The organism is Janthinobacterium sp. PSPC3-1, assembly GCF_049896105.1.
GTDB lineage: Bacteria > Pseudomonadota > Gammaproteobacteria > Burkholderiales > Burkholderiaceae_D > Janthinobacterium.
Genome location: NZ_JAFCTQ010000004.1, coordinates 226,607 through 246,832, shown reverse-complemented (window position 1 = coordinate 246,832; position 20,226 = coordinate 226,607). Strand labels below are relative to the sequence as shown.

Annotated in this window: 16 protein-coding genes; 11 read left to right on the top strand and 5 right to left on the bottom strand. The window is 64.2% G+C overall.

Annotated features, from left to right (window positions below; genetic code table 11):
- Positions 1-259: 259 nt before the first annotated feature.
- Positions 260-1,177, bottom strand: coding sequence for a LysR family transcriptional regulator (locus tag ACP7B7_RS07265; RefSeq protein ID WP_426076217.1), 918 nt, complete (start codon positions 1,175-1,177; stop codon positions 260-262).
- A 105-nt stretch (positions 1,178-1,282) separates the two neighbouring features.
- Between ACP7B7_RS07265 and ACP7B7_RS07260 the strand changes: the two genes are divergently transcribed.
- The 11 genes from ACP7B7_RS07260 to ACP7B7_RS07210 all read left to right on the top strand — a co-directional run bounded on the left by ACP7B7_RS07260 (position 1,283) and on the right by ACP7B7_RS07210 (position 16,333).
- Complete coding sequence (locus tag ACP7B7_RS07260) at positions 1,283-2,794, top strand: MFS transporter (protein ID WP_426076210.1); 1,512 nt, start codon at positions 1,283-1,285, stop codon at positions 2,792-2,794.
- Between the two features lie 169 nt (positions 2,795-2,963).
- Positions 2,964-4,184, top strand: a complete 1,221-nt coding sequence (locus ACP7B7_RS07255; protein ID WP_426076209.1) for a maltoporin — start codon at positions 2,964-2,966, stop codon at positions 4,182-4,184.
- A gap of 270 nt (positions 4,185-4,454) precedes the next feature.
- Positions 4,455-5,468, top strand: a complete 1,014-nt coding sequence (locus ACP7B7_RS07250) for a substrate-binding domain-containing protein (RefSeq protein WP_426076208.1) — start codon at positions 4,455-4,457, stop codon at positions 5,466-5,468.
- A gap of 238 nt (positions 5,469-5,706) precedes the next feature.
- The gene (locus ACP7B7_RS07245; RefSeq protein ID WP_426076207.1) at positions 5,707-7,347 is read left to right on the top strand and encodes an alpha-amylase family glycosyl hydrolase; all 1,641 of its coding nucleotides are present in this window, start codon (positions 5,707-5,709) and stop codon (positions 7,345-7,347) included.
- Between the two features lie 81 nt (positions 7,348-7,428).
- On the top strand, positions 7,429-8,517 hold the full coding sequence (locus tag ACP7B7_RS07240) for an ABC transporter ATP-binding protein (RefSeq protein ID WP_426076206.1): 1,089 nt from the start codon (positions 7,429-7,431) through the stop codon (positions 8,515-8,517).
- A 101-nt stretch (positions 8,518-8,618) separates the two neighbouring features.
- Positions 8,619-9,839 carry a maltose/maltodextrin ABC transporter substrate-binding protein MalE gene (gene malE, locus ACP7B7_RS07235; protein WP_426076205.1) on the top strand — a complete coding sequence of 407 codons (1,221 nt, stop codon included), beginning with the start codon at positions 8,619-8,621 and terminating at the stop codon, positions 9,837-9,839.
- Positions 9,840-9,991: 152 nt separating this feature from the next.
- The gene (gene malF / locus ACP7B7_RS07230; RefSeq protein WP_308921998.1) at positions 9,992-11,503 is read left to right on the top strand and encodes a maltose ABC transporter permease MalF; all 1,512 of its coding nucleotides are present in this window, start codon (positions 9,992-9,994) and stop codon (positions 11,501-11,503) included.
- A gap of 10 nt (positions 11,504-11,513) precedes the next feature.
- A complete protein-coding gene (malG, locus tag ACP7B7_RS07225; RefSeq protein ID WP_308921999.1) occupies positions 11,514-12,404 on the top strand; it encodes a maltose ABC transporter permease MalG in 891 nt (296 codons plus the stop codon).
- 1 nt (position 12,405) lies between these two features.
- The gene (locus ACP7B7_RS07220) at positions 12,406-14,034 is read left to right on the top strand and encodes an alpha-amylase family glycosyl hydrolase (protein WP_426076204.1); all 1,629 of its coding nucleotides are present in this window, start codon (positions 12,406-12,408) and stop codon (positions 14,032-14,034) included.
- Positions 14,031-14,942, top strand: a complete 912-nt coding sequence (locus ACP7B7_RS07215) for a carbohydrate kinase family protein (RefSeq protein ID WP_308922001.1) — start codon at positions 14,031-14,033, stop codon at positions 14,940-14,942. The genes ACP7B7_RS07220 and ACP7B7_RS07215 overlap by 4 nt, the downstream gene beginning before the upstream one ends.
- A gap of 92 nt (positions 14,943-15,034) precedes the next feature.
- Positions 15,035-16,333 (top strand): O-acetylhomoserine aminocarboxypropyltransferase/cysteine synthase family protein, encoded by a 1,299-nt coding sequence (locus tag ACP7B7_RS07210; protein WP_426076203.1) that lies wholly within the window; start codon positions 15,035-15,037, stop codon positions 16,331-16,333.
- 4 nt (positions 16,334-16,337) lie between these two features.
- Here the strand turns inward: ACP7B7_RS07210 and ACP7B7_RS07205 are convergent, their stop codons facing one another.
- The 4 genes from ACP7B7_RS07205 to ACP7B7_RS07190 form a co-directional block, all read right to left on the bottom strand.
- Positions 16,338-17,138: an SDR family NAD(P)-dependent oxidoreductase gene (locus ACP7B7_RS07205; RefSeq protein WP_426076202.1), complete on the bottom strand. Its 801-nt coding sequence runs from the start codon at positions 17,136-17,138 to the stop codon at positions 16,338-16,340.
- 93 nt (positions 17,139-17,231) lie between these two features.
- Positions 17,232-18,263, bottom strand: coding sequence for an AAA family ATPase (locus tag ACP7B7_RS07200; RefSeq protein WP_426076201.1), 1,032 nt, complete (start codon positions 18,261-18,263; stop codon positions 17,232-17,234).
- Complete coding sequence (locus ACP7B7_RS07195; protein WP_426076200.1) at positions 18,260-19,627, bottom strand: capsule biosynthesis protein CapK; 1,368 nt, start codon at positions 19,625-19,627, stop codon at positions 18,260-18,262. The genes ACP7B7_RS07200 and ACP7B7_RS07195 overlap by 4 nt, the downstream gene beginning before the upstream one ends.
- Before the next feature lie 5 nt (positions 19,628-19,632).
- Positions 19,633-20,226, bottom strand: coding sequence for a hypothetical protein (locus ACP7B7_RS07190; RefSeq protein ID WP_426076199.1), 594 nt, complete (start codon positions 20,224-20,226; stop codon positions 19,633-19,635).

Genomic DNA, 20,226 nt, shown 5'->3' with positions numbered 1-20,226 from the left:
ACATCGCTCGACTTGTACACCACATTATTCCAGCGGAACAATGTTGCAAAATGAGATATTAAATTAACATAAATAAATTCCACATGGCAATTTAGTTAACGTATATGTGACATTCAGAAAGGACATAAGTCGTGCCCATGCGGCTTGCGGGTGCTGCGGTGCAGCAAAAAAAAATTATAAAAGACTGATAATAAGTGTTGCTACATAGAAAATTTAACAACTTCGGGCAAGCACGCGAACGTGGTGTCGGGACACCGCCTCAACGACGGGCGGAAAAATGCAGATGGGTGCACAGGAAGTCGACAAAAACCCGCAACTTGGGCGACAGGTGACGGCTCGATGGCCACAGTACCCAGAATTTGCTCGACGTTAGCAGATATTGTTGCAATACAGGCTGTAGTTCGCCGCGCGCGACGGCGTCCGCCACGATAAAGTCGGGCAGGTAGGCCAGGCCGACGCCCTGGCTGGCCGCGCCGATCAGCGCCTCGATATTGTTGCAGGTGAGCGCGGTACGCAGGCGCAACTCCGGTGCGCCCGCGCTTTCCGCATCGCCCTGCCGCAGCGCCCACTCCTGCAATTTGCCGGTACTGGGAAATTTGTAGCGCACGCAGGCATGCGATTCCGCTTCCAGTGCCTGCGGCGTGGCCGGCACGCCATGGCGGGCAAAATAGGCCGGGGAACCGACGATGGAAAACGCGAACGGCCCCAACTCGCGCGCCATCAGGCGCGAATCGGTCAGGGTGCCGCTGCGCACGGCCACGTCGACGCCCTCGGCCACCACGTCGACCAGGCGGTCGTTGAAATCGAGGTCGAGTTCGATCTCGGGATACTGGCGCGTAAATTCGGCCAGCAGCGGCAGGATGATGCGGTAGCCGATCACCGGCAGGCTGACCTTGAGCTTGCCGCGCGGCGCCTCGGCCAGGTGCGACAGTTCCGCCTGCGCGTCGTCGATATCGGCCAGGATGCGCAGGCAGCGCTCGTAGAACAGCGCGCCTTCATTGCTGAGACTGATCCTGCGCGTGCTGCGGTTGAGCAGCCGCACGCCCAGCTTTTCTTCCAGCCGCGCCACGCTCTTGCCCACCGCCGAGGCCGATACACCAAGCAGGCGCCCGGCCGCCACAAAGCTGCAGGTCTGCGCCGCCTGCACGAAGGCGGCAATGCCGTTGAGCTGATCGATTGCCATGATTAGAGCGTTTTTGTCCGTTATGAGTGGATTTACAGCCACTTTTTCTATGATTCCAGCCATCCTATCATGGAATCCCCCTCTTACCGGATGTTTCCCATGACCCATATTTCCCACAAGGCGCGCCGCCTGCTGGTGCTGGCCGCCGTCTGCCTGGCCGCGCTATGCATGCCGTTCAGCTTTACCGGCCCCGCGATTGCCATCCCGGCGATTGCCCTTGACCTGCACGGCAGCCCACTGGCGCTGGCCTGGATCAGCAATGCCTTCATGCTCAGCTTTGGCGGCTGCCTGATGGCGGCCGGCGCCCTGGCCGACCGCTATGGCCGCAAGCGTTTGTTCCTGCTCGGCTTGTCCGTATTCACCGCCGCCGCCCTGGCCCTGGCGTGCGCGCCGACCATCGAAGCGCTCGGCCTGCTGCGCGCGGTGCAAGGCCTCGGCTGCGCGCTGGCCCTGTCCAGCGGCCTGGCGGCGCTGGCCCAGGAATTCGACGGCGCGGCCAGGGCGCGCGCCTTCAGCCTGATCGGCACGGCGTTCGGCGCCGGCCTGGCCTTCGGCCCCATCGTCGCCGGCACCCTGGTTGCGGCCAGCGGCTGGCGCAGCCTGTTTGCCGTCACGGCGCTGGTGGGCCTCTCGGCGCTGCTGCTGGCGGCACGCACCCTGCGCGAATCGCGCGATCCGCATGCGGCCGGGCTGGACTGGGCCGGCGCGCTCGGCTTTACGGGCGCCCTGTCGCTCCTGACCTATGGCCTGCTGCAGGCGCCGCACAGCGGCTGGACCAGCCTGGCCAGTTGTGCCCTGCTGGGCGGCGCGGCGCTGCTGCTGGCCGTTTTTGTCGCGCTCGAAAAACGCCAGCCGCAGCCCATGCTGGACCTGTCGCTGTTCCGCCTGCCCGCGTTTGCCGGCGTGCAGCTGCTGGCGGCCGCGCCCGCGTTTTCCTATGTGGTGCTGCTGGTGCTGCTGCCGGCGCGCCTGATCGGCATCGAAGGCTACAGCGCAACGCAGGCCGGCGGCATGATGCTGGCCCTGTCGGCGCCGATGCTGGTGCTGCCGATGCTGGCCGGCCTGGCAGCGCAACGCATCGCCGCCGCCCATATCTGCGGCGCCGGCCTCCTGATCACCGGCGGCGGCCTGCTGTGGCTGTCCCACTGTGCGCCGGGCCTGCCCGCCACTACCCTGCTCGGCCCGCTGCTGCTGATCGGCGCCGGCATCAGCCTGCCCTGGGGCCTGATGGATGGGCTGGGCGTCAGCGTGGTGCCGGTGGAACGGGCCGGCATGGCGGCCGGCATCTTCAACACCACGCGCGTGGCTGGCGAAGGCATTGCGCTGGCCATCGTCGCCGCGCTGCTGGCGACATTGACCGTGACGGCACTGCACGCGCTGCCCGGCGTGACGGCGCAGGACGCCACCCTGGCGGCGCCCTTGCTGGCGATCGGCGAACTGCGCCAGGCTGGCGTGCTGCTGCCGCACGCCAGCGTGCAGGAGCTGTCGCAGGCCTATGGCGCGGCGTTTCGCCAGTTGCTGCAGGTGCTGGCAGGCATCAGCACGGCCTCGGCGCTGCTGATCCTGGTCTTCCTGCGCCAGAGCGCCGGCGCCCCGGCCACCGCGCGCTGACGTTTCTTCGCAACACGCATCGCAATCTCCGGGCTTAAACGAGTTTACTTATCAAAGCGCTTTGAACTATACTCCAAAGCGCTTTGAAACATAACTAAAGCGCTTTGGCTACGCCAGTTCATGCAATGAACGGCGCCGGCCCTGCCCCTATAAAAATACTGGAGATACGATGAACAAGCATTTCTTGAAAACCTTGCCGGCCGCCGTCGCCCTGGCCCTGAGCACCTCCGCTGCCCAGGCCGCATTGCCGATCGATTTCGGCGGCTACTTCCGCTCGGGCTTCGGCACCAGCAGCGAAGGCGGCAAGGAATCATGCTTCGGCCTGGCCGGCGCCTCGTCGAAATACCGCCTGGGTAACGAGTGCGAAACCTACGGCGAATTGAAATTCGGCGGCGAAGCCTTCAAGGCCGCCAACGGCACCACCTTCCGCATCAATACCCTGGTGGCGTTTTCCGTCAACCAGAACTTCGACTGGGAACAATCGGACCCGGCCTGGCGCGAAATGAACGTGGTGGCCGACAAGATCGGCACCGGCGCCTTCGCCGAAGCGCGCGCCTGGGTCGGCAAGCGCTACTACGACCGCCAGGACGTGCATATCACCGATTACTACTTCTGGAATAACAGCGGCCCAGGCGCCGGCCTGGAAAACATCGACCTGGGCGCGGCCAAGCTGGCCTACGCCATCGTGCGCACCGCCGACGACACCGACAGCAAGCGCATGGCGCTGTCGCACGACCTGCGCTTTTCCGGCATCAAGGTCAACCCGGACGGCGAGCTGACAGTCGGCGCGCAGTTCAACCAGAAGCGCAACGCCGACGGCGCCGCGCCGGTCGCCAGCGGCCATCTGCTGACCCTGATGCACACGCAGGGCAATCTGCTGGGCGGCTACAACAAGGTCGCGCTGCAGTACGGCAAGGGCAGCGGCGCCAACACGGGCGGCGCCACCCTCTCCGCCAACCGCGACGACAAGGTCGTGCGCCTGACCGAGCAACTGATGGTGCAGCCGAAAGGCGCCTGGTCCGGCATGGCCACCTTTGTCTACGAAGACAAGGAAACGGCCGGCGTCAGCAGCAAATGGACCTCGCTCGGCGCGCGTCCGATCTACCACTTCAGCGACAACTACAGCCTGGCGGTGGAACTGGGCCATGACATCGTCAAGCCGGAAGGCGACAAGACGCGCAATCTCACCAAGCTGACCATCGCGCCGCAACTGTCGGCCGGCAACAGCTTCTGGTCGCGCCCGGTGCTGCGCGCCTTCTACACCTATGCCAAATGGAACAAGGCGGCCCAGTCGGCGGCCGTGGCCGAGTCCGCCCTGTCGTCGACCGGCGTGTTTGGCGGCAAGACCAATGGCAGCTCGATGGGTTTCCAGGTCGAGAGCTGGTGGTAAGAACACAGGCCGCGTTTTCATAAGCGGCCAGTGGCAGCAACACCGCAGTCACCGGAACCACCATCGCAACGCTGCATGCCATGGCCGGCAGTTTCATTGTAGTGATTCAGCAATCCTCTTTTTGCGCGGGCGCCCTCGGGTTGGCCCGCGTTTTTTTTTGCGCCCGCCTCTGCAACGGTTCCCTGATCACGCGCGCCATTATCAGATAAACTACCTGCCATTCCACCGCGCCGGCCACCGGCCGCGGCATTCACCCCTGACGCAGCATCCATGAACCTCAAAAATCTCGCCAAAACGCTAGGAATATCCGAAACCACCGTCAGCCGCGCCTTGAATGGCTATCCGGAAGTGAGTGAACGCACGCGCGAACGGGTGCTCGCCGCCGCGCAGGCGGCCGGCTACCGGCCCAATCCGATGGCACGCAGCCTGGCCGTGGGCCGCACCAATATCGTCGGCATCATCTACCCGCTGCTGCCGAACGACCTGGCCGACCCGATGTTCATCGATATCGTCGGCGGCATGTCGGAAGCGCTGGAAGCGCAGCAGATGGACATGATGATCTCGCCCGCCTCGGCCACCAACGAGTTCCATACCTATGAACGGATGGTCAAGGGCCGCCGCATCGACGGCCTGATCGTCGGGCGCACCAAGCCGTTCGACGAGCGCATTGCCTACCTGGCGCAGCAGAACATGCCGTTCGTGGCCCACGGCCGCACCCAGCTGAACCAGCCGCACGCCTGGTTCGACTACGACAACGAGGCCGGCATGCGCCTGGCCGTCGAACGGCTGATGTCGCTGGGGCATCAACGTATTGGCCTGATCAGCGCCACGCCGGACCTGAACTTCGTGCGCCAGCGGGTGGAGAGCTTTCAACATGTGATGCGCGACGGCGGCCTGGCGGTCGATCCCGACAACCTGGTCGACAATGCCCACGACCGTCGCGCCGGCTACCAGGCCATGCAGCGCCTGCTGGCCCGCTCGCCGCGCCCCACCGCCATCATCGTCGACAACCATATGTCGGGCGTGGGCGCCGTGCGCGCCCTGCTCGACGCCGGCGTGGCCATCGGCAGCGACATGTCGCTGATCGTCTGGGGCGTGATGGAGGATTCCCTGGCCGGCCACAACGTCACCACCGTGGTCCAGCCCGACCCGCGCGGCGCTGGCGCAAAGATGATACAGATGCTGCTGGCCCTGCTGGACGGCACGCCAGCGACCGACTTGCAGGAGCTGTGGCCTTGCGAGTTGCTGCCGGGGGAGTCGGCGGGAGCTGTCGTAAAAACCTGATTTACCTCTTCACTGCGAAACCCGCGAACAGCCGGGGTCGGACCCTAGGGACTAGGCGTCCCCGTCCGGCCCCAGTCTTCGTTCAGGGTTTCGACTTACCATCATCTAAAAATTTCCCAAGTTCTGGTACCTATTCGCTTTACTTTTCAAAGCGCTTTGAACTATACTCATTTCACACCCAAAGCGCTTTGAATTTATAATAAGACGCCGCCTTCCAACCAGCGTTCAGAAATCATCCATGCCGACCATCAAGAACAATCTCGCCAACCTGCCCGCCGACTGGTGGCGCAGCGCCGTCATCTACCAGGTGTATCCACGCAGCTTCCTCGACAGCAATGGCGACGGCATCGGCGACCTGCCCGGCATTACCAGCAAACTCGATTACATTGCCGCCCTGGGCGCCGACATTGTCTGGATCTCGCCCTTCTTTACCTCGCCGATGAAGGACTTCGGCTACGACGTGGCCGACTTCTGCGATGTCGACCCGATGTTCGGTACCCTGGCCGACTTCGACCGCCTGGTGGGGCGCGCCCATGAACTGGGCCTGAAAGTGATGATCGACCAGGTGCTGTCGCACTCGTCGGACGACCACCCGTGGTTCGTCGAAAGCCGCGAAAGCCGCGACAATCCCAAGGCCGACTGGTATGTCTGGGCCGACCAGCAAGCCGACGGCACGGCGCCGAACAACTGGTTGTCCGTGTTTGGCGGTTCCGCCTGGCAATGGGAGCCGCGTCGCGGCCAGTATTTCCTGCACGACTTCCTGGCCAGCCAGCCCGACCTGAATTTCCATAACCCGGCCGTGCAGCAGGCGCAGCTGGACAACCTGCGCTTCTGGCTGGAGCGCGGTGTCGACGGTTTCCGTTTCGATTCCTGCAATTACCCCTACCACGACCAGTTGCTGCGCAATAATCCGCCGGCCGTCCAGCGCGATGCCAGCACCGTCTCGGCCATCAATCCGTATGGCATGCAGTCCCACGTGTACGACAAGACCCAGCCGGAAAACATCGCCTACCTGCAGCGCGTGCGCGCCGTGCTCGATGAATACCAGGCCATCTCGATCGGCGAAGTGGGCGACGACGATGCGCTGACCACCATGGCCGCCTACACCACCGGCGGCGACAAGCTGCATATGGCCTACAGTTTCAACCTGCTGACGGCCGAATTTTCGGCCGCGCATATCCGCAAGCAGGTGGAAGAATTCGAAGCCAAGGTCACCGACGGCTGGGCCTCCTGGTCGGTGGGCAACCACGACAGCGTCCGCGTGATGACGCGCTGGGGCGGCAGCAACCCCGCGCCATCGCTGGCCAAGGTGGTGCTGGCGGTGCAGGCCGCGCTGAAAGGCACGCCCTGCCTGTACCAGGGCGACGAACTGGCGCTGACGGAAGCGGACATTCCTTTCGAGGCCTTGCAAGACCCGTACGGCATTCCGTTCTGGCCGCAGTTCAAGGGCCGCGATGGCTGCCGCACACCGATACCCTGGGTTGCCGATGCCGCCAACGGCGGCTTCAGCACGGCCAAACCGTGGCTGCCGGTGCCGCCGGAACACCTGGCGCGCGCAGCCGATGTGGAAGAAAGCGACGCCGCGTCGCCACTGCAATTTGCACGGCAGATCCTGGCCTGGCGCCGCACCCAGCCGCAGCTGCTGCGCGGTGAAATCGCATTCTTCGACGCGCCGGAGCCGGTGCTGGCCTTCAGGCGCGACCTGGACGGCCACCCCGCCATCCTGGCCGCCTTCAACCTGGGCACCGAGGCCGTGACGTTCGACTGGCCGGCCGCTGCCGCTGCGACTGAGCTCGCCGGCCACGGCCTGGCGGGCGGCGCGCAAGGCGCCAGCATCACCCTGCCGGCACACGGTGGCTGGTTCGGCACGCTGGACTGAAGACACCTTGGCGGCAGGGCCGCCGACTACAATAATGAGCCCCGCGTTTCAGCGGGGCCGGATTGACATAGTGAGGACGACATGGCTGGACTGAAATTAACGGGCTTGAAAAAAGCCTATGGCGACGTGCAGACCTTGCACGGCATCGACCTGGAGATCGCCGACGGCGAATTCATGGTCTTCGTGGGGCCGTCCGGTTGCGGCAAATCGACCCTGCTGCGCAGCATCTGCGGGCTGGAGGAAATCAGCGGCGGCGACCTGTATATCGGCAAGACGCGCATGAACGACGTGCCGCCCGCCAAGCGCGGCATCGCCATGGTGTTCCAGAGCTACGCGCTGTACCCCCACATGAGCGTGGCGCAGAACATGGCCTTCGGTCTGAAACTGGCCGGCATGAACAAGGTGCAGATTGCCGACGCCGTGCAGCGCGCGGCGCAGATCCTGCGCATCGAGCCGCTGCTGGAACGCAAACCGAAAGACCTGTCCGGCGGCCAGCGCCAGCGCGTGGCCATCGGCCGCGCCATCGTGCGCAAACCCGACGTGTTCCTGTTCGACGAGCCGCTGTCCAACCTGGACGCCTCGCTGCGCGTGCAGATGCGCATCGAACTGGCGAACCTGCACCGCGAACTGCGCTCGACCATGATCTACGTGACGCATGATCAGGTCGAAGCGATGACCTTGGCCGACCGCATCGTGGTGCTGAACGCGGGACGCATCGAGCAGGTGGGCGCACCTCTGGAACTGTATCACCACCCCGCCAACCTGTTCGTGGCCGGCTTCCTCGGTTCGCCGCGCATGAATTTCTTGAAAGGCAAAATCCAGTCGCACGCCGATGGCGTGGCGACGATTGCCACCACGGCCGGCGGCCTGCTGCAGGCCAACCTGGCGCAGCCGCTGCCGAACGGCGCGGCCGTGACGGTCGGCGCGCGTCCCGAACATGTGCAGGCCTGCGCGCCGGGCACGGTGGCCTCGGCCATCACGGCGCAGGTGCAAGCGGTGGAAAAACTGGGCGATATCAGCTACCTGTATGTGGCGGTGCCGGGTAGCGACGAGCCGCTGGTGGTGCGCGCCGACGCCGAAACCGACTGGGCCATCGGCCAGCAGGTGGCGCTGCAGGTGGCCGCCTCGCGCGTGCACGTGTTCGACGAACACGGCCAGACGCGCACCTGATTTACCTCTTTTCGGGCCGGGCACCATGGGCGCCGCCTGGCCGGTTTTATTTCAGCCTTGATGTAACTTGACACACCATAAAAACAGCACTGGAGATCGACATGTCCTTACAGAACACCAAACGCAGCCTCATCAAAACCACCCTGCTCGCCGCCGCGCTGGCCGGCATCGGCAACCTGGCCACCGTCACCATGGCCCACGCGGCCGAAGCGGGCACCCTGCTGATCTGGATCAATGGCGACAAGGGCTACAAAGGCCTGGCCAAGGTCGGCGAGGAATTCACCAAAAAGACCGGCGTGAAAGTCGTGGTCGAGCACCCGGAAGACGCACCGAACAAATTCCAGCAGGCCGCCGCCGCCGGCAAGGGTCCGGACATCTGGATCTGGCCGCATGACCGCCTGGGCGGCTGGATCGACGCCGGCCTGCTGCAACCGGTCACGCCAAGCAAGGACGCGCGCGCCGCCATCCTGCCGCTGGCGTGGAACGCCTTTACGGTCGGCGGCAAGACCTGGGGCTACCCGATGTCGATCGAAGCGGTGGCCCTGGTCTACAACAAGGACCTGGTGCCGACCCCGCCAAAAACGTTTGAAGAAATCGCCGCGCTGGACAAAAAATTGTCCGCGCAGGGCAAGAAAGCCATCCTGTGGGATTACACGAACACCTATTTCACCTGGCCGCTGCTGGGCGCCGGTGGCGGCTTCCCGTTTGAAGTCAAGGCCGATGGCCGCTACGACGCGTCGAAAACGGGCGTCAACAACGCCGGCTCGGTGGCGGGCGTGAATGCCGTCATGAACCTGATCAACAGCGGCGCCATGGCCAAGGGCGCCGGCTACGCCGAAATGGAAGCGGGCTTCAACCAGGGCAAGATCGCCATGATGATCAACGGTCCATGGTCGTGGGACAATGCGCGCAAATCGAAGATCAACTTCGGCGTGGCGACCATTCCTACCGTGGCCGGCAAAACCGCCACGCCATTCGTGGGCGTGCTCGGCGCGATGATCTCGAAAGCCAGCCCGAACAAGGACCTGGCCGTCGAATTCCTGGAAAACCAGATGTTGCAGATCAATGGCCTGAAAACCATCAACGCCGACGTCCCGCTGGGCACGCCCGCCAACAAGGCGCTGTTCGCGGAACTGAAGTCGAATCCGAACATCCAGGCCACCATGGAAAGCGCGCAGGCCGGCCGCCCGATGCCGAACAACCCGGAAATGGGCCGCTTCTGGTCGTCGATGCAGTCGGCGCTGGAAAATATCACGCAGGGCCGCCAGTCGACCAAGGAAGGCCTTGATGCGGCGGCGAAGCGCATTACCACCGCCAATTAAGACATATTTTGATTGAGCGTAGGTCGGATTAGCGCGTAGCGCGTAATCCGACATGTGCCGCCAACAATGTTGTCGGATTACGGCCCTTCGGGCCTAATCCGACCTACGCCAAAACGCATCATATTCAGCACCATTCTCACAGGTATCCCATCGTGCGCAAGTTTATCGGCCCTACGGTACTGACCATCAGCATGGCGCTGGGTCTGTACCTGCTGTTCCTGTTGTATCTCTCCGGCCAGACCATGCTGGCCGCCGTCTTCCTCGGCCTGCTGACCCTGACGACGTTTGTCTTCACGTCGCCGCGGGCCTATGCCTACCGCTATCTGTTCCCCGGCATCACGGCGGTGATCGTCTTCGTGCTGCTGCCGCTGGTGTACACGGTGTCGATCGGCTTTACCAACTTCAGTTCGCGCAATCTGCTGACCTACGAACGCGCCACGCAATACCTGCTGGACGAAACCCAGCGCGTGGAAAGCGCCGGCTATGCGATGACGGTGCACCGCGACGACAATCAATACCGTTTGCGGCTGGAAAGCCCGGACACGGGCGAAGTGCTGCTCACCGCCCCGCTGGCGCTGAAGCGCGCCGTGCCACTGAACGTGGACGTCGCTCCTGCCGATCCTGTGCAAGCGCCCGTGCTGGCCGAGCCGCTGGGTATCAAGGACATTATCGCCCTGCAAAAAGATTTGAAGATGCTCACCTTGGTCTTGCCCAACAAGATAGAGCTGCGCATGGTGGGCCTGCGCGAATTCGGCCCGGTCGCGCATGTCTACAAGCAACTGCCGGACGAGACCCTGAAAAAAGTCGCCACCGGCGAGCTGGTCAAACCCAATTTCAAGACGGGTTTTTATGAAATGCCGGATGGCACAAAACTGGAGCCGGGCTTCAAGGTCAATGTGGGCTTCGCCAACTTCGTCAAGATCTTCTCGGACGAAGCGTTCCGTGGCCCCTTCCTGCGCATTTTCGTGTGGACCATCGTGTTCGCCCTGATCAGCGTGGCCACCACCACCGGTCTCGGCATGGTGCTGGCCGTGCTGCTGAACTGGGACGCGCTGCGCTTCCGTGGCCTGTACCGCACCCTGCTGTTCCTGCCGTATGCCGTGCCGGGCTTTATTTCCATCCTGGTGTTCAAGGGCCTGTTCAACAATAACTTCGGCGAGATCAACCTGGTGCTCGACGCCCTGTTCGGCATCAAGCCGGCCTGGTTCTCCGACACCACCCTGGCCAAGGCCATGATTTTGATCGTCAATACCTGGCTGGGCTACCCCTACATGATGGTGGTGTGCATGGGCCTGATCAAGGCGATTCCGGCCGACCTGTACGAAGCGTCGGCGCTGGCCGGCGCCGGGCCGCTGACCAACTTCTTCAAGATCACCCTGCCCCTGATCATCAAGCCGTTGATGCCGCTGATGGTGGCCAGCCTGGGCTTCAATTTCAATAATTTCGTCTTGATCAGTTTGCTCACCGGCGGCCGCCCCGACTTCCTCGACACCACCCTGCCGGCCGGCACCACCGACCTGCTGGTGTCCTACACCTACCGCATCGCGTTCGAGGATTCGGGCCAGAACTTCGGTTTGGCCGCCGCCATCTCGACCCTGATTTTCTTCCTCGTGGCCGCGATTTCGCTGGTCAACATGCGCCTGACACGCATGAACAAAGCATAAAGGACAGCATATGGCTATCGTTGTCGACCGTTCCAACCGCTGGCGCATCGTCGCGGCCCACGTCGCCGTGATCGCGCTGATCGCGCTGGTGATGTTTCCCTTCCTGATGATCCTGTCGATCTCTCTGCGCCCGGGCAATTTCGCCTCGGGCAGTTTGATCCCGCCCGAGATCAGCTTCGAACACTGGCGCCTGGCGCTGGGCATGTCCTACCAGGCGCCCAACGGCACCCTGGTCGAACCCGACTTCCCTGTGCTGCTGTGGCTGTGGAATTCGATCAAGGTGGCCACCATGAGCGCCACACTCACCGTGCTGCTGTCGACCACCTGCGCCTATGCGTTTGCGCGCATGCAGTTCCGCTTCAAGTCGCAGACCCTGTCCGCGCTGCTGCTGTTGCAGATGTTCCCGGCCGTGCTGGCGCTGGTGGCCATCTATGCCATTTTCGACCTGCTGGGCAGCTATGTGCCGTGGCTGGGCATCGACCACCACGGCAGCCTGGTGCTGGCCTACACGGGCGGCATCGCCATGCATATCTGGACCATCAAGGGCTATTACCAGACCATCCCGATCGAGATCGAGGAAGCGGCCAAGGTCGACGGCGCCTCGCAGTGGCAGGCCTTTGTCTACGTGCTGCTGCCGATGACGGTGCCGATTTTGATGGTGGTGTTTTTGCTGTCATTTATCGGCGCCATCATCGAATACCCGATCGCCTCCGTGCTGCTGCATGAACAGAACAACCTGACCTTGGCGGTCGGCTCCAAGCTGTTCCTGTACGAGCAAAAATACCTGTGGGGCGACTTCGCCGCGGCGGCCATTTTGTCCGGCCTGCCGATCACGGCCGTGTTCCTGCTGGCGCAGAAATGGATGATTTCCGGCCTGACGGCTGGCGGCGTGAAAGGCTGACATGAAGACCGTCCTGACCACCCTCGCCGTCCTGCTTGCCAGCCTGCCGGCGCAGGCGGCCAGCTTCTCCGACAATCCCATCGTCTACTTTGCGGTGACCGACCGTTTTGCCAACGGCAATCCCGGCAACGACCATGCTTATGGCCGCAGCGCGGACCCGGAAGGCGGCGATATCGGCAGCTTCCATGGCGGCGATATCGCCGGCATCACGGAGAAACTGAAAGCTGGCTGGTTCAAGGAGCTGGGCGTCAACGCGCTATGGATCACGGCGCCGTATGAACAGATCCACGGCTGGGTGGTGGGCGGCAAGCAGCAATTCAGGCACTATGCCTACCATGGCTACTGGGCGCTCGACTACACCACCATGGACGCCAATATGGGCACGCGCGAAGAACTGCGCGAGATGATCAATACTGCCCATGCACAGGGCATCCGCGTGCTGTTCGACGTAGTGCTCAACCACCCCGGCTACGCCGACCTGCGCACCCTGGCCGAGTACAAGGTGCCGGTGCTGTGGCCGGGCCACGAGCAGGCCACCCTGCGCGACTATCACAGCTTTATCGACTATAACAATTTCGAGTTCAAACAATGGTGGGGGCCGGACTGGGTGCGCGCCGGCCTGCCCGGCTATCGCGAGGGTGGCCAGGATGACTATACGATGCAGCTGGCTTACCTGCCCGACTTCCGCACGGAGAGCGGCAAGGCGGTCGACCTGCCGCCCATCCTGCAGCGGAAAAACGATACCCGCGCCGTGGCCAGGCCTGATACGACCGTGCGCTCTTACCTGGTCGGCTGGCTGGCCGACTGGGTGCGCGAATTCGGCGTCGACGGTTTCAGGGCCGACACCGTCAAGCATGTGGAACCGGCAAGCTGGCTGGCCCTGCGCGCGGCCGCCACCGAAGCGCTGGCCGACTGGAAGGCGCGCCACCCGAAACAGGCCATCGATGATGCGCCGTTCTGGATGACGGGCGAAGCCTGGGGCCATGGTCCCGAGCGCAGCAGCTGGCACGACGCCGGCTTCGATTCGATGATCAATTTCGACTTTCAACACCGCGCTGGCGGCGGCTGGAAAGCCATCGACGGCGTGTATCGCCAGTATGCGCAGCTGCTGGGCCAAGGTCCTCGGTACGATATCCTGTCGTATATCTCCTCGCACGACACCAGCCTGTTCCCGCGCGATCAATTGAAGCATGGCCTGTCGGCCCTGCTGCTGGCGCCCGGCGGCGTGCAGCTATTCTATGGCGATGAAAGCGGCCGCCTGCCGGGCACGGCGCCTGCGGGCGACGAGCAGCAGGCGACCAGGTCTGACATGAACTGGACCTCACTCGACAGCGCCATGCTGGCCCATGCCCACAAACTGGGCCAGTTCCGCCTGCGCCATGCTGCGCTGGCGCGTGGCGAGCATCGCTTGAACAGTGAAGCGCCGTATGCGTTTGCCCGCGTGACGGCCGATGACCGCGTGATCGTCGCGCCCGACGCGCAGGGCGCCATCACGTTGAAAGTGCACGGCGTGTTCGCCGATGGCGCCACCGTGCGCGATGCCTATTCCAATCAAATCTACACCGTAAGCAACGGCGCCGTCGCCATTAACGCGACCGGCACCGTCCTGCTGGAGACAACAACACCATGAGCAACTACGATATTTTAGTGGTCGGCGGCGCCGGCATCGACACCATCGTGCGCGTCCCCGACCTGCGCCTGCCCGTCACCGACTCCGTGCATGTGCCGCCGATTATTGATTACGTGGCCCATACGGGCAACGGCGTGGCGCTGGCCAGCCATGCGCTGGGGCTGCGCTGCAAATTCATCGATTTTATCGGCGACGATGCGCAGGGCGCAGCCATCCTGCGGCGCTACCAGGAGGCCAGGCTCGATTTCAGCCATCTGGTCGAACCGTCCGGCACGCGCCGCAGCGTCAACCTGGTCGATCCGCAAGGGCGGCGCTTGTCGCTGTACGACGGGCGCCATCCCGATGATCTGCGCATGCCGGCCAACTTCTACCTGCCCTACCTGGGCCCGGCGCGCCATGCGCACTTTTCCATCATGGCGTGGGTGGCGCATCTGTATGACGATGCTGTGGCCAGCGGCACCACCGTCTCGACCGACCTGCACGACTGGGACGGCCTCAACCCGCACCATCGGGTGTTTGCGCTGCGCTCGGACCTGGTCTTTCTCAGCACGGCGGCATTGGGAGAGCGGCGCGACGAGGTCATGCGCAGCATCGTGGACCAAGGCCGTGCGCTGGCCGTGATCGCCATGGCCGGCGGCGACGGCGCGTATCTGCTGGAACGCGGCAGCGATACGGTACGCCATTTTCCGTGCGCCGACCTCGGCCTGCCGGTGGTCGACACGAATGGCGCCGGCGACTCGTTTGTGGCCGCCTTTTTGCACGCCTGGCTGGCTGGGGAAAGCGTGGACACGGCCATGCGCCAGGGCGCCATCGGCGGCGCGTTTGCCTGCGCCCAGCATGGCACGCATGAGCGTTTCCTGACCGGATCTGAAATGGTTCGCTTAGATCAAGACCGCACTAGCTTATGACTTAAAATTCTATCAAGCATGGCGGCATGCTAACGCCCTCATGGCACAATGGCTGCGGATTTCACCACCTTAGACTTGAAACCGGAGACCCCATGAGAATCGAAACCCTGGCCGTGCATGCCGGCTATTCCCCCGACCCCACCACCAAGGCCGCCGCCGTCCCCATCTACCAGACGGTGGCCTATGCCTTCGACAATGCCCAGCATGGCGCCGACCTGTTCGACCTCAAGGTCGCTGGCAATATCTACACGCGCATCATGAACCCGACCCAGGACGTGCTGGAAAAGCGCGTCGCCGCGCTCGAAGGCGGCGTGGCGGCACTGGCCGTGGCGTCGGGCATGGCGGCGATTACCTATGCGATCCAGACCATCGCCGAAGCGGGCGACAATTTTCTGTCCGCCAGCCAGCTGTACGGCGGCACCTACAATCTGTTTGCCCATACGCTGCCGCAGATCGGCATCGAGGTGCGCTTTGCCGATGCGCGCCAGCCGGAGACTTTCGCCGCGCTGATCGACAGCCGCACCAAGGCGATTTTCTGCGAATCGATCGGCAACCCGCTGGGCAATGTGACCGACGTGGCCAAGCTGGCCGAGATCGCCCATGCGCACGGCATTCCGCTGATCGTCGATAACACCGTGCCGAGTCCCTATCTGTTCCGCCCGATCGAGCACGGCCCCGACATCGTGGTGCACTCGCTGACCAAATACCTGGGCGGCCATGGCACCACGGTGGGCGGCGCCATTGTCGACAGCGGCAAGTTCCCGTGGGCCGAACATAAAGAGCGCTTCAAGCGCCTGAACGAACCGGACGTGTCGTATCACGGCGTGGTCTACACGGAAGCGTTCGGCCCGGCCGCCTTTATCGGCCGCGCCAGGGTCGTCCCGCTGCGCAATATGGGCGCGGCGATTTCGCCGCTGAGCGCCTTCCAGCTGATCCAGGGCATCGAAACCCTGGCCCTGCGCATGGACCGCATCTGCGGCAACACGCTGGCGCTGGCCAAACATCTGAAGCACCATCCGAAAGTCGCGTGGGTCAACTACGCCGGGTTGGAAGACCATGCCGACTACGCGCTGGTGCAGAAATACATGCAGGGCCGGGCCTCGGGCATCCTGTCGTTCGGGCTGAAACTGGCCGGGGGCGCGAATGTCAACCCGGACCCGCGCGCGGCCGGCGCCCGCGTGCTCGACGCGCTGCAGCTGTTTACGCGCCTGGTCAATATCGGCGACGCCAAGTCGCTGGCCACGCATCCGGCATCGACCACCCACCGCCAGCTGAACCCGGAAGAACTGGCCAAGGCGGGCGTGTCGGAAGACATGCTGCGCCTGTCGGTCGGCATCGAGCATATCGACGATCTGCTCGAAGATCTGGAACAGGCGCTGGCAGCGGCGTAAGGCTTTACTTCACCCCATAGCGCGATGCCGGCTTGCAGCGCATCGCGCCCGCAAACAGCGCCAGCCGGGCCGCGTCAAACTGTTCCCACAAGGCCTGGTCTTCCACCGATGGCAGCGTGACCAGCTCGCCCTGGTCCAGGCCCGCCAGCGCCGCATCCACGCAGTCTTCCGCAGCCATGACGGTTGCCGGGTCGAGCTGCGTCAACGGCACGCCGCTCAACTCCCAGATTTCCGTCGCCGTCGATGCCGGCAGCACCAGCTGCACCGTCACGCCCGTCCCCGCCACTTCCTGCTGCAGGCCCCGCGTAAAGTTCATCACATACCCCTTGGTGCCGCTGTAGACCGTGCTGGTCGGCAGTACATGGAAGGACAGCACCGAACCGATATTGACAATGGCGCCGCGGTCGCGCTGCAGGAACGCCGGCAGCGCCGCATAGGTCAGGGTGGTCAGGGCCGTGACGTTGACCGCATCCATGGCGGCGATCGCCTGGCGGCTGGTGGTGGCCACCTGCCCCATGGTCGATACGCCCGCATTATTGACCAGCATGGTGATGCCCGCATTCGACGACAGTTCTTCGGCCACGCGCTGCAGGTCGGCAGGCAGCGACAGGTCGGCGCCGATGGTGCGCACCTCGACGCCGTATTTGCCCGCCAGCGTGGCGGCAAGCGCATCGAGCCGTTCGATGCGGCGGGCAACCAGGATCAGGTGGTAGCCGCGCGCGGCCAGGCGGTCGGCGTAGATGGCGCCCAGGCCGGAAGAGGCGCCGGTAATCAGGGCCGTGCCCAGAGTCGTGGTGATGGTCATGGTGGTTCCTCGCAGGGTATCGGTTTTGATGACTTAATGATGACGATCATAATATATAAAGTCAACAGATTTTTCAGCGAGGCGCATCGCCGCCTAGGCCAGCACGCACACGACCTGTTCGATCCGCTGCGCCACACTGCCCGTCACATCGACATATGCAATCCCCCGCCGCACCAGTTCCGCCTGGTACCACGCATGCTGGCGCGCGCGGAAATCGTCGTCGCGGCGGGTGCCGTCCTGGACAAACGGAAAGTCCGGCGCGCACAGCAGCACCAGGTCGTAGCGGTGCTCGGCCAGCTGCGCCAGTTCCGTCTCCGCCTTGCCGAACATCTCGACGCAGTAAAAATAGGTGGTCATCGGCGAGGTGTCGCAGAACAGCCAGCGCCGCGCCTGCCCTGCCGCTGCCGCCTCACGGACCAGCTGTTCGCGGCCGATCTTCAGCAAGTCATCGTAGGCCAGCACCCCATCCTGGCTTTCCCACAATTCACGGCCGTATTCGGCCACCCAGGCGGTGTCGAAATGCGCGGCCAGCGCGGCGGCGAGCGTCGTCTTGCCGCTCGACTCGCCCCCCAGCACGCAGATGCGCGTGACCAGGCTGGCGTAGACCAGCGGCGACAGAAAGGCGCGCTGTCCATGCGGATCAAAGCGCACCGCCGTGCCGGACACCGGCACCAGTGTTCTTGCCTGGTCCACGCTGACATGCGCCACTTTTGAGCTGGCATAAAACTCGCCCAGCACCTCGGCAAAACCGGGACCATAGTCCTCGCTGCTAAATACCACATCGACCGGCAGCTGCAGCACCGTCCAGCACAGCCAACCCATGAAGTGCCGATGCGCGTCGCCGTCATCGAGGTCATTGTGCGGCAAGGTGCGGGCCTGGACGCCACGTGCCGCGCACAGTGCCGCCAGGCGCTCATCGTCCAGCACGACGATGGTTGATCGTGGAAACAGCGCGCGCAGCCAGTCCTCCCGGCGTGCCGGCTGCAGGCCGGGAAATTCGGGTTTGGTATAGCTGACGATCAGCAGTTCTTCGCTGCCGTCCTGCGCGCGGCCAAGCAGCAGCTCATGGCCCCGGTGCAGCGGGCAGAACTTGCCCACCACCAGCGCACGCTTGAATTTTTTCATGCCAGTGCTTCCTGTAAATCCGATGTGTATTGAATGATCTTGTCCTCCGCCAGCAGCACGTCCACCGTGATGTCGCCGAAAAATGGCGCCAGCAAGGCGCAAGCCTGTGGCGCCTGCGCCATGGCGCCGGGCGCCAGCCGCAGCACGATGGAACCATCCTGCCGCTGGTGCACGCCGAACAGCGCGATGGCCAGCGGTTTCAGCGCGTGCGTGATATCGATATTGTTAATCCAGGCGCCGCTGCTGCTGCGGTAGCGCAGCGGGCTGCGCCCGGCCAACCCCACCAGCACCGGGCCATGCGGGCCGTGCGCCAGCGAGGCATGGTCGCCGGTGCGGTAGCGCAGCAGCGGCAGGCAGAAATTGAAGCCACCGGTGACCGTGATTTCGCCACGCACGCCATCGGGCACCGGCCTGCCTTCACCGTCGAGGATTTCCACATACAGCCGGTGCTGCAGCAGCAGATGGCCGCCGGCCGCCTCATCGTACACGGCCACCGGCCCCACTTCATTGAGCGAATAGATATCGAGCACGGGGCAGTTGAAGCGCTGTTCCAGCCGCGCGCGCATGCCCGGCAACAGCATCATCGAGACCGACATCAGGGCGGACGGGCGGTGCGTCATCGGCAGTGTCAACAGCTCGGCAAACGAGATCGGGTCGCCGGCGATCAGCTCGGGCGCCATCGCGTCCAGGTACCTTGCGCGGTCATCGGGATGGCGCCAGTCGTCCACGTGCAGGTTCAGCTTGGCCAGCCCCGATTCGCCCATGGTCGGTGTCACCGAAACATAGGTGAAGCAGCGGCGCTGGTGGCCCAGCAGCATCACGCCCACCTGTCCCGCGCCATGGCGCAGTGTCACGCCAAAGCGGCGCAGTGCGCGCTTGTGGAAGGCCAGGTAGCGCCCCGCCACCACCGGGTGCGAGGCGATCAGGAGCGGGTGGCCCGTCGTTCCCGTGGTGTGGAAGTTGATCATGCGCGCCAGGTCCGCGTCGTCCGGCACGAATGCGGCGATATCGTGCGACAGGTCGGCCCGGCTGATCGGCGGCACATCGAGCAGCCGCGCGGGTGGCGAGCCGCAGGCGCGGTAATGCGGCACGGTGGTCCAGGCATGGCGCAGGAACGCCGCCATCCAGCCTGGCGGCTGGTCCGGTTGCCAGCCGATGACGGCGTCCATCACTTCCTGTTCATACGCGCGCAAGGCGTCCACCTCGCCGGCCAGCAGCTTGTTGCCGCTGCGGTTGCTGTAAATCGGCGCCGCCGGGTGGCTGCGCAAGTGGGCCAGCATGCGCCTGCCCGCCTGCGTCAGGGTGGGACAGTAATCGAGATCGCTGTCCCAGGCGCCGGCAGGCAGGTTTGCGTCACTGTGCAAGGACGTCATTCGCGCGACCATTTGTCGGCCGATTCCTGGGCCGCTTTTTTGGCCAGCGCTTCGCGGATCTCGCGCGAGCGCTGTTCCGCCACGCGGCTCGCCTCCAGCAGGCGGCGCCGCTCGGTGCCGCTGATGGCCGACAGCCGGTCGACGGCTTGCGCCTCGCTTTCGTCACGGGGACGAAAGCCCAGGCGCGCCAGCACGATGCGCGCCAGTTCCTCGCGCCGCTCGGGGTCCTGCGTGTATTGATGCGCCGGCGACGCCGCCGCCAGCTCGCGCGCGGCCTCGCCCAGCACCTGCAGCACATCTTCCTGCGCCAGCTGTTGCGCGACAAACCAGTCGTCGGCCAGCAGCCAGCACATGATCATGGCCAGCGCCAGGCGGTTGCGGTCGGCCTTGACCTGGGCGCCGTGAAAGCCCTGCAGCGAGGGGGCCGGTGCGCGCGCGCCGTGCAGCAGCAGGATATCGTTGACCAGCGCGGCCACCGCCACGGCTTGCGGATTGTGCACGCCGGCGATGCGCGGCTCGCGCAGGAATTCCGCGGGCGTGTCGGCCAGGCGGTGGGTTAATACTTCAAGGTGGGGGCCGGAGTGATTCAT

What these genes read in the sequence shown, in the direction of transcription:
- ACP7B7_RS07200 (WP_426076201.1), bottom strand. Translation starts at nt 18,263, where the DNA reads ATGAAAAAATTCAAGCGTGCGCTGGTGGTGGGCAAGTTCTGCCCGCTG.
- ACP7B7_RS07240 (WP_426076206.1), top strand. Translation starts at nt 7,429, where the DNA reads ATGGCTGGACTGAAATTAACGGGCTTGAAAAAAGCCTATGGCGACGTG.
- ACP7B7_RS07255 (WP_426076209.1), top strand. Translation starts at nt 2,964, where the DNA reads ATGAACAAGCATTTCTTGAAAACCTTGCCGGCCGCCGTCGCCCTGGCC.
- ACP7B7_RS07190 (WP_426076199.1), bottom strand. Translation starts at nt 20,226, where the DNA reads ATGAATCACTCCGGCCCCCACCTTGAAGTATTAACCCACCGCCTGGCC.
- ACP7B7_RS07210 (WP_426076203.1), top strand. Translation starts at nt 15,035, where the DNA reads ATGAGAATCGAAACCCTGGCCGTGCATGCCGGCTATTCCCCCGACCCC.
- ACP7B7_RS07250 (WP_426076208.1), top strand. Translation starts at nt 4,455, where the DNA reads ATGAACCTCAAAAATCTCGCCAAAACGCTAGGAATATCCGAAACCACC.
- ACP7B7_RS07260 (WP_426076210.1), top strand. Translation starts at nt 1,283, where the DNA reads ATGACCCATATTTCCCACAAGGCGCGCCGCCTGCTGGTGCTGGCCGCC.
- ACP7B7_RS07245 (WP_426076207.1), top strand. Translation starts at nt 5,707, where the DNA reads ATGCCGACCATCAAGAACAATCTCGCCAACCTGCCCGCCGACTGGTGG.
- ACP7B7_RS07205 (WP_426076202.1), bottom strand. Translation starts at nt 17,138, where the DNA reads ATGACCATCACCACGACTCTGGGCACGGCCCTGATTACCGGCGCCTCT.
- malG (WP_308921999.1), top strand. Translation starts at nt 11,514, where the DNA reads ATGGCTATCGTTGTCGACCGTTCCAACCGCTGGCGCATCGTCGCGGCC.
- ACP7B7_RS07220 (WP_426076204.1), top strand. Translation starts at nt 12,406, where the DNA reads ATGAAGACCGTCCTGACCACCCTCGCCGTCCTGCTTGCCAGCCTGCCG.
- malE (WP_426076205.1), top strand. Translation starts at nt 8,619, where the DNA reads ATGTCCTTACAGAACACCAAACGCAGCCTCATCAAAACCACCCTGCTC.
- ACP7B7_RS07215 (WP_308922001.1), top strand. Translation starts at nt 14,031, where the DNA reads ATGAGCAACTACGATATTTTAGTGGTCGGCGGCGCCGGCATCGACACC.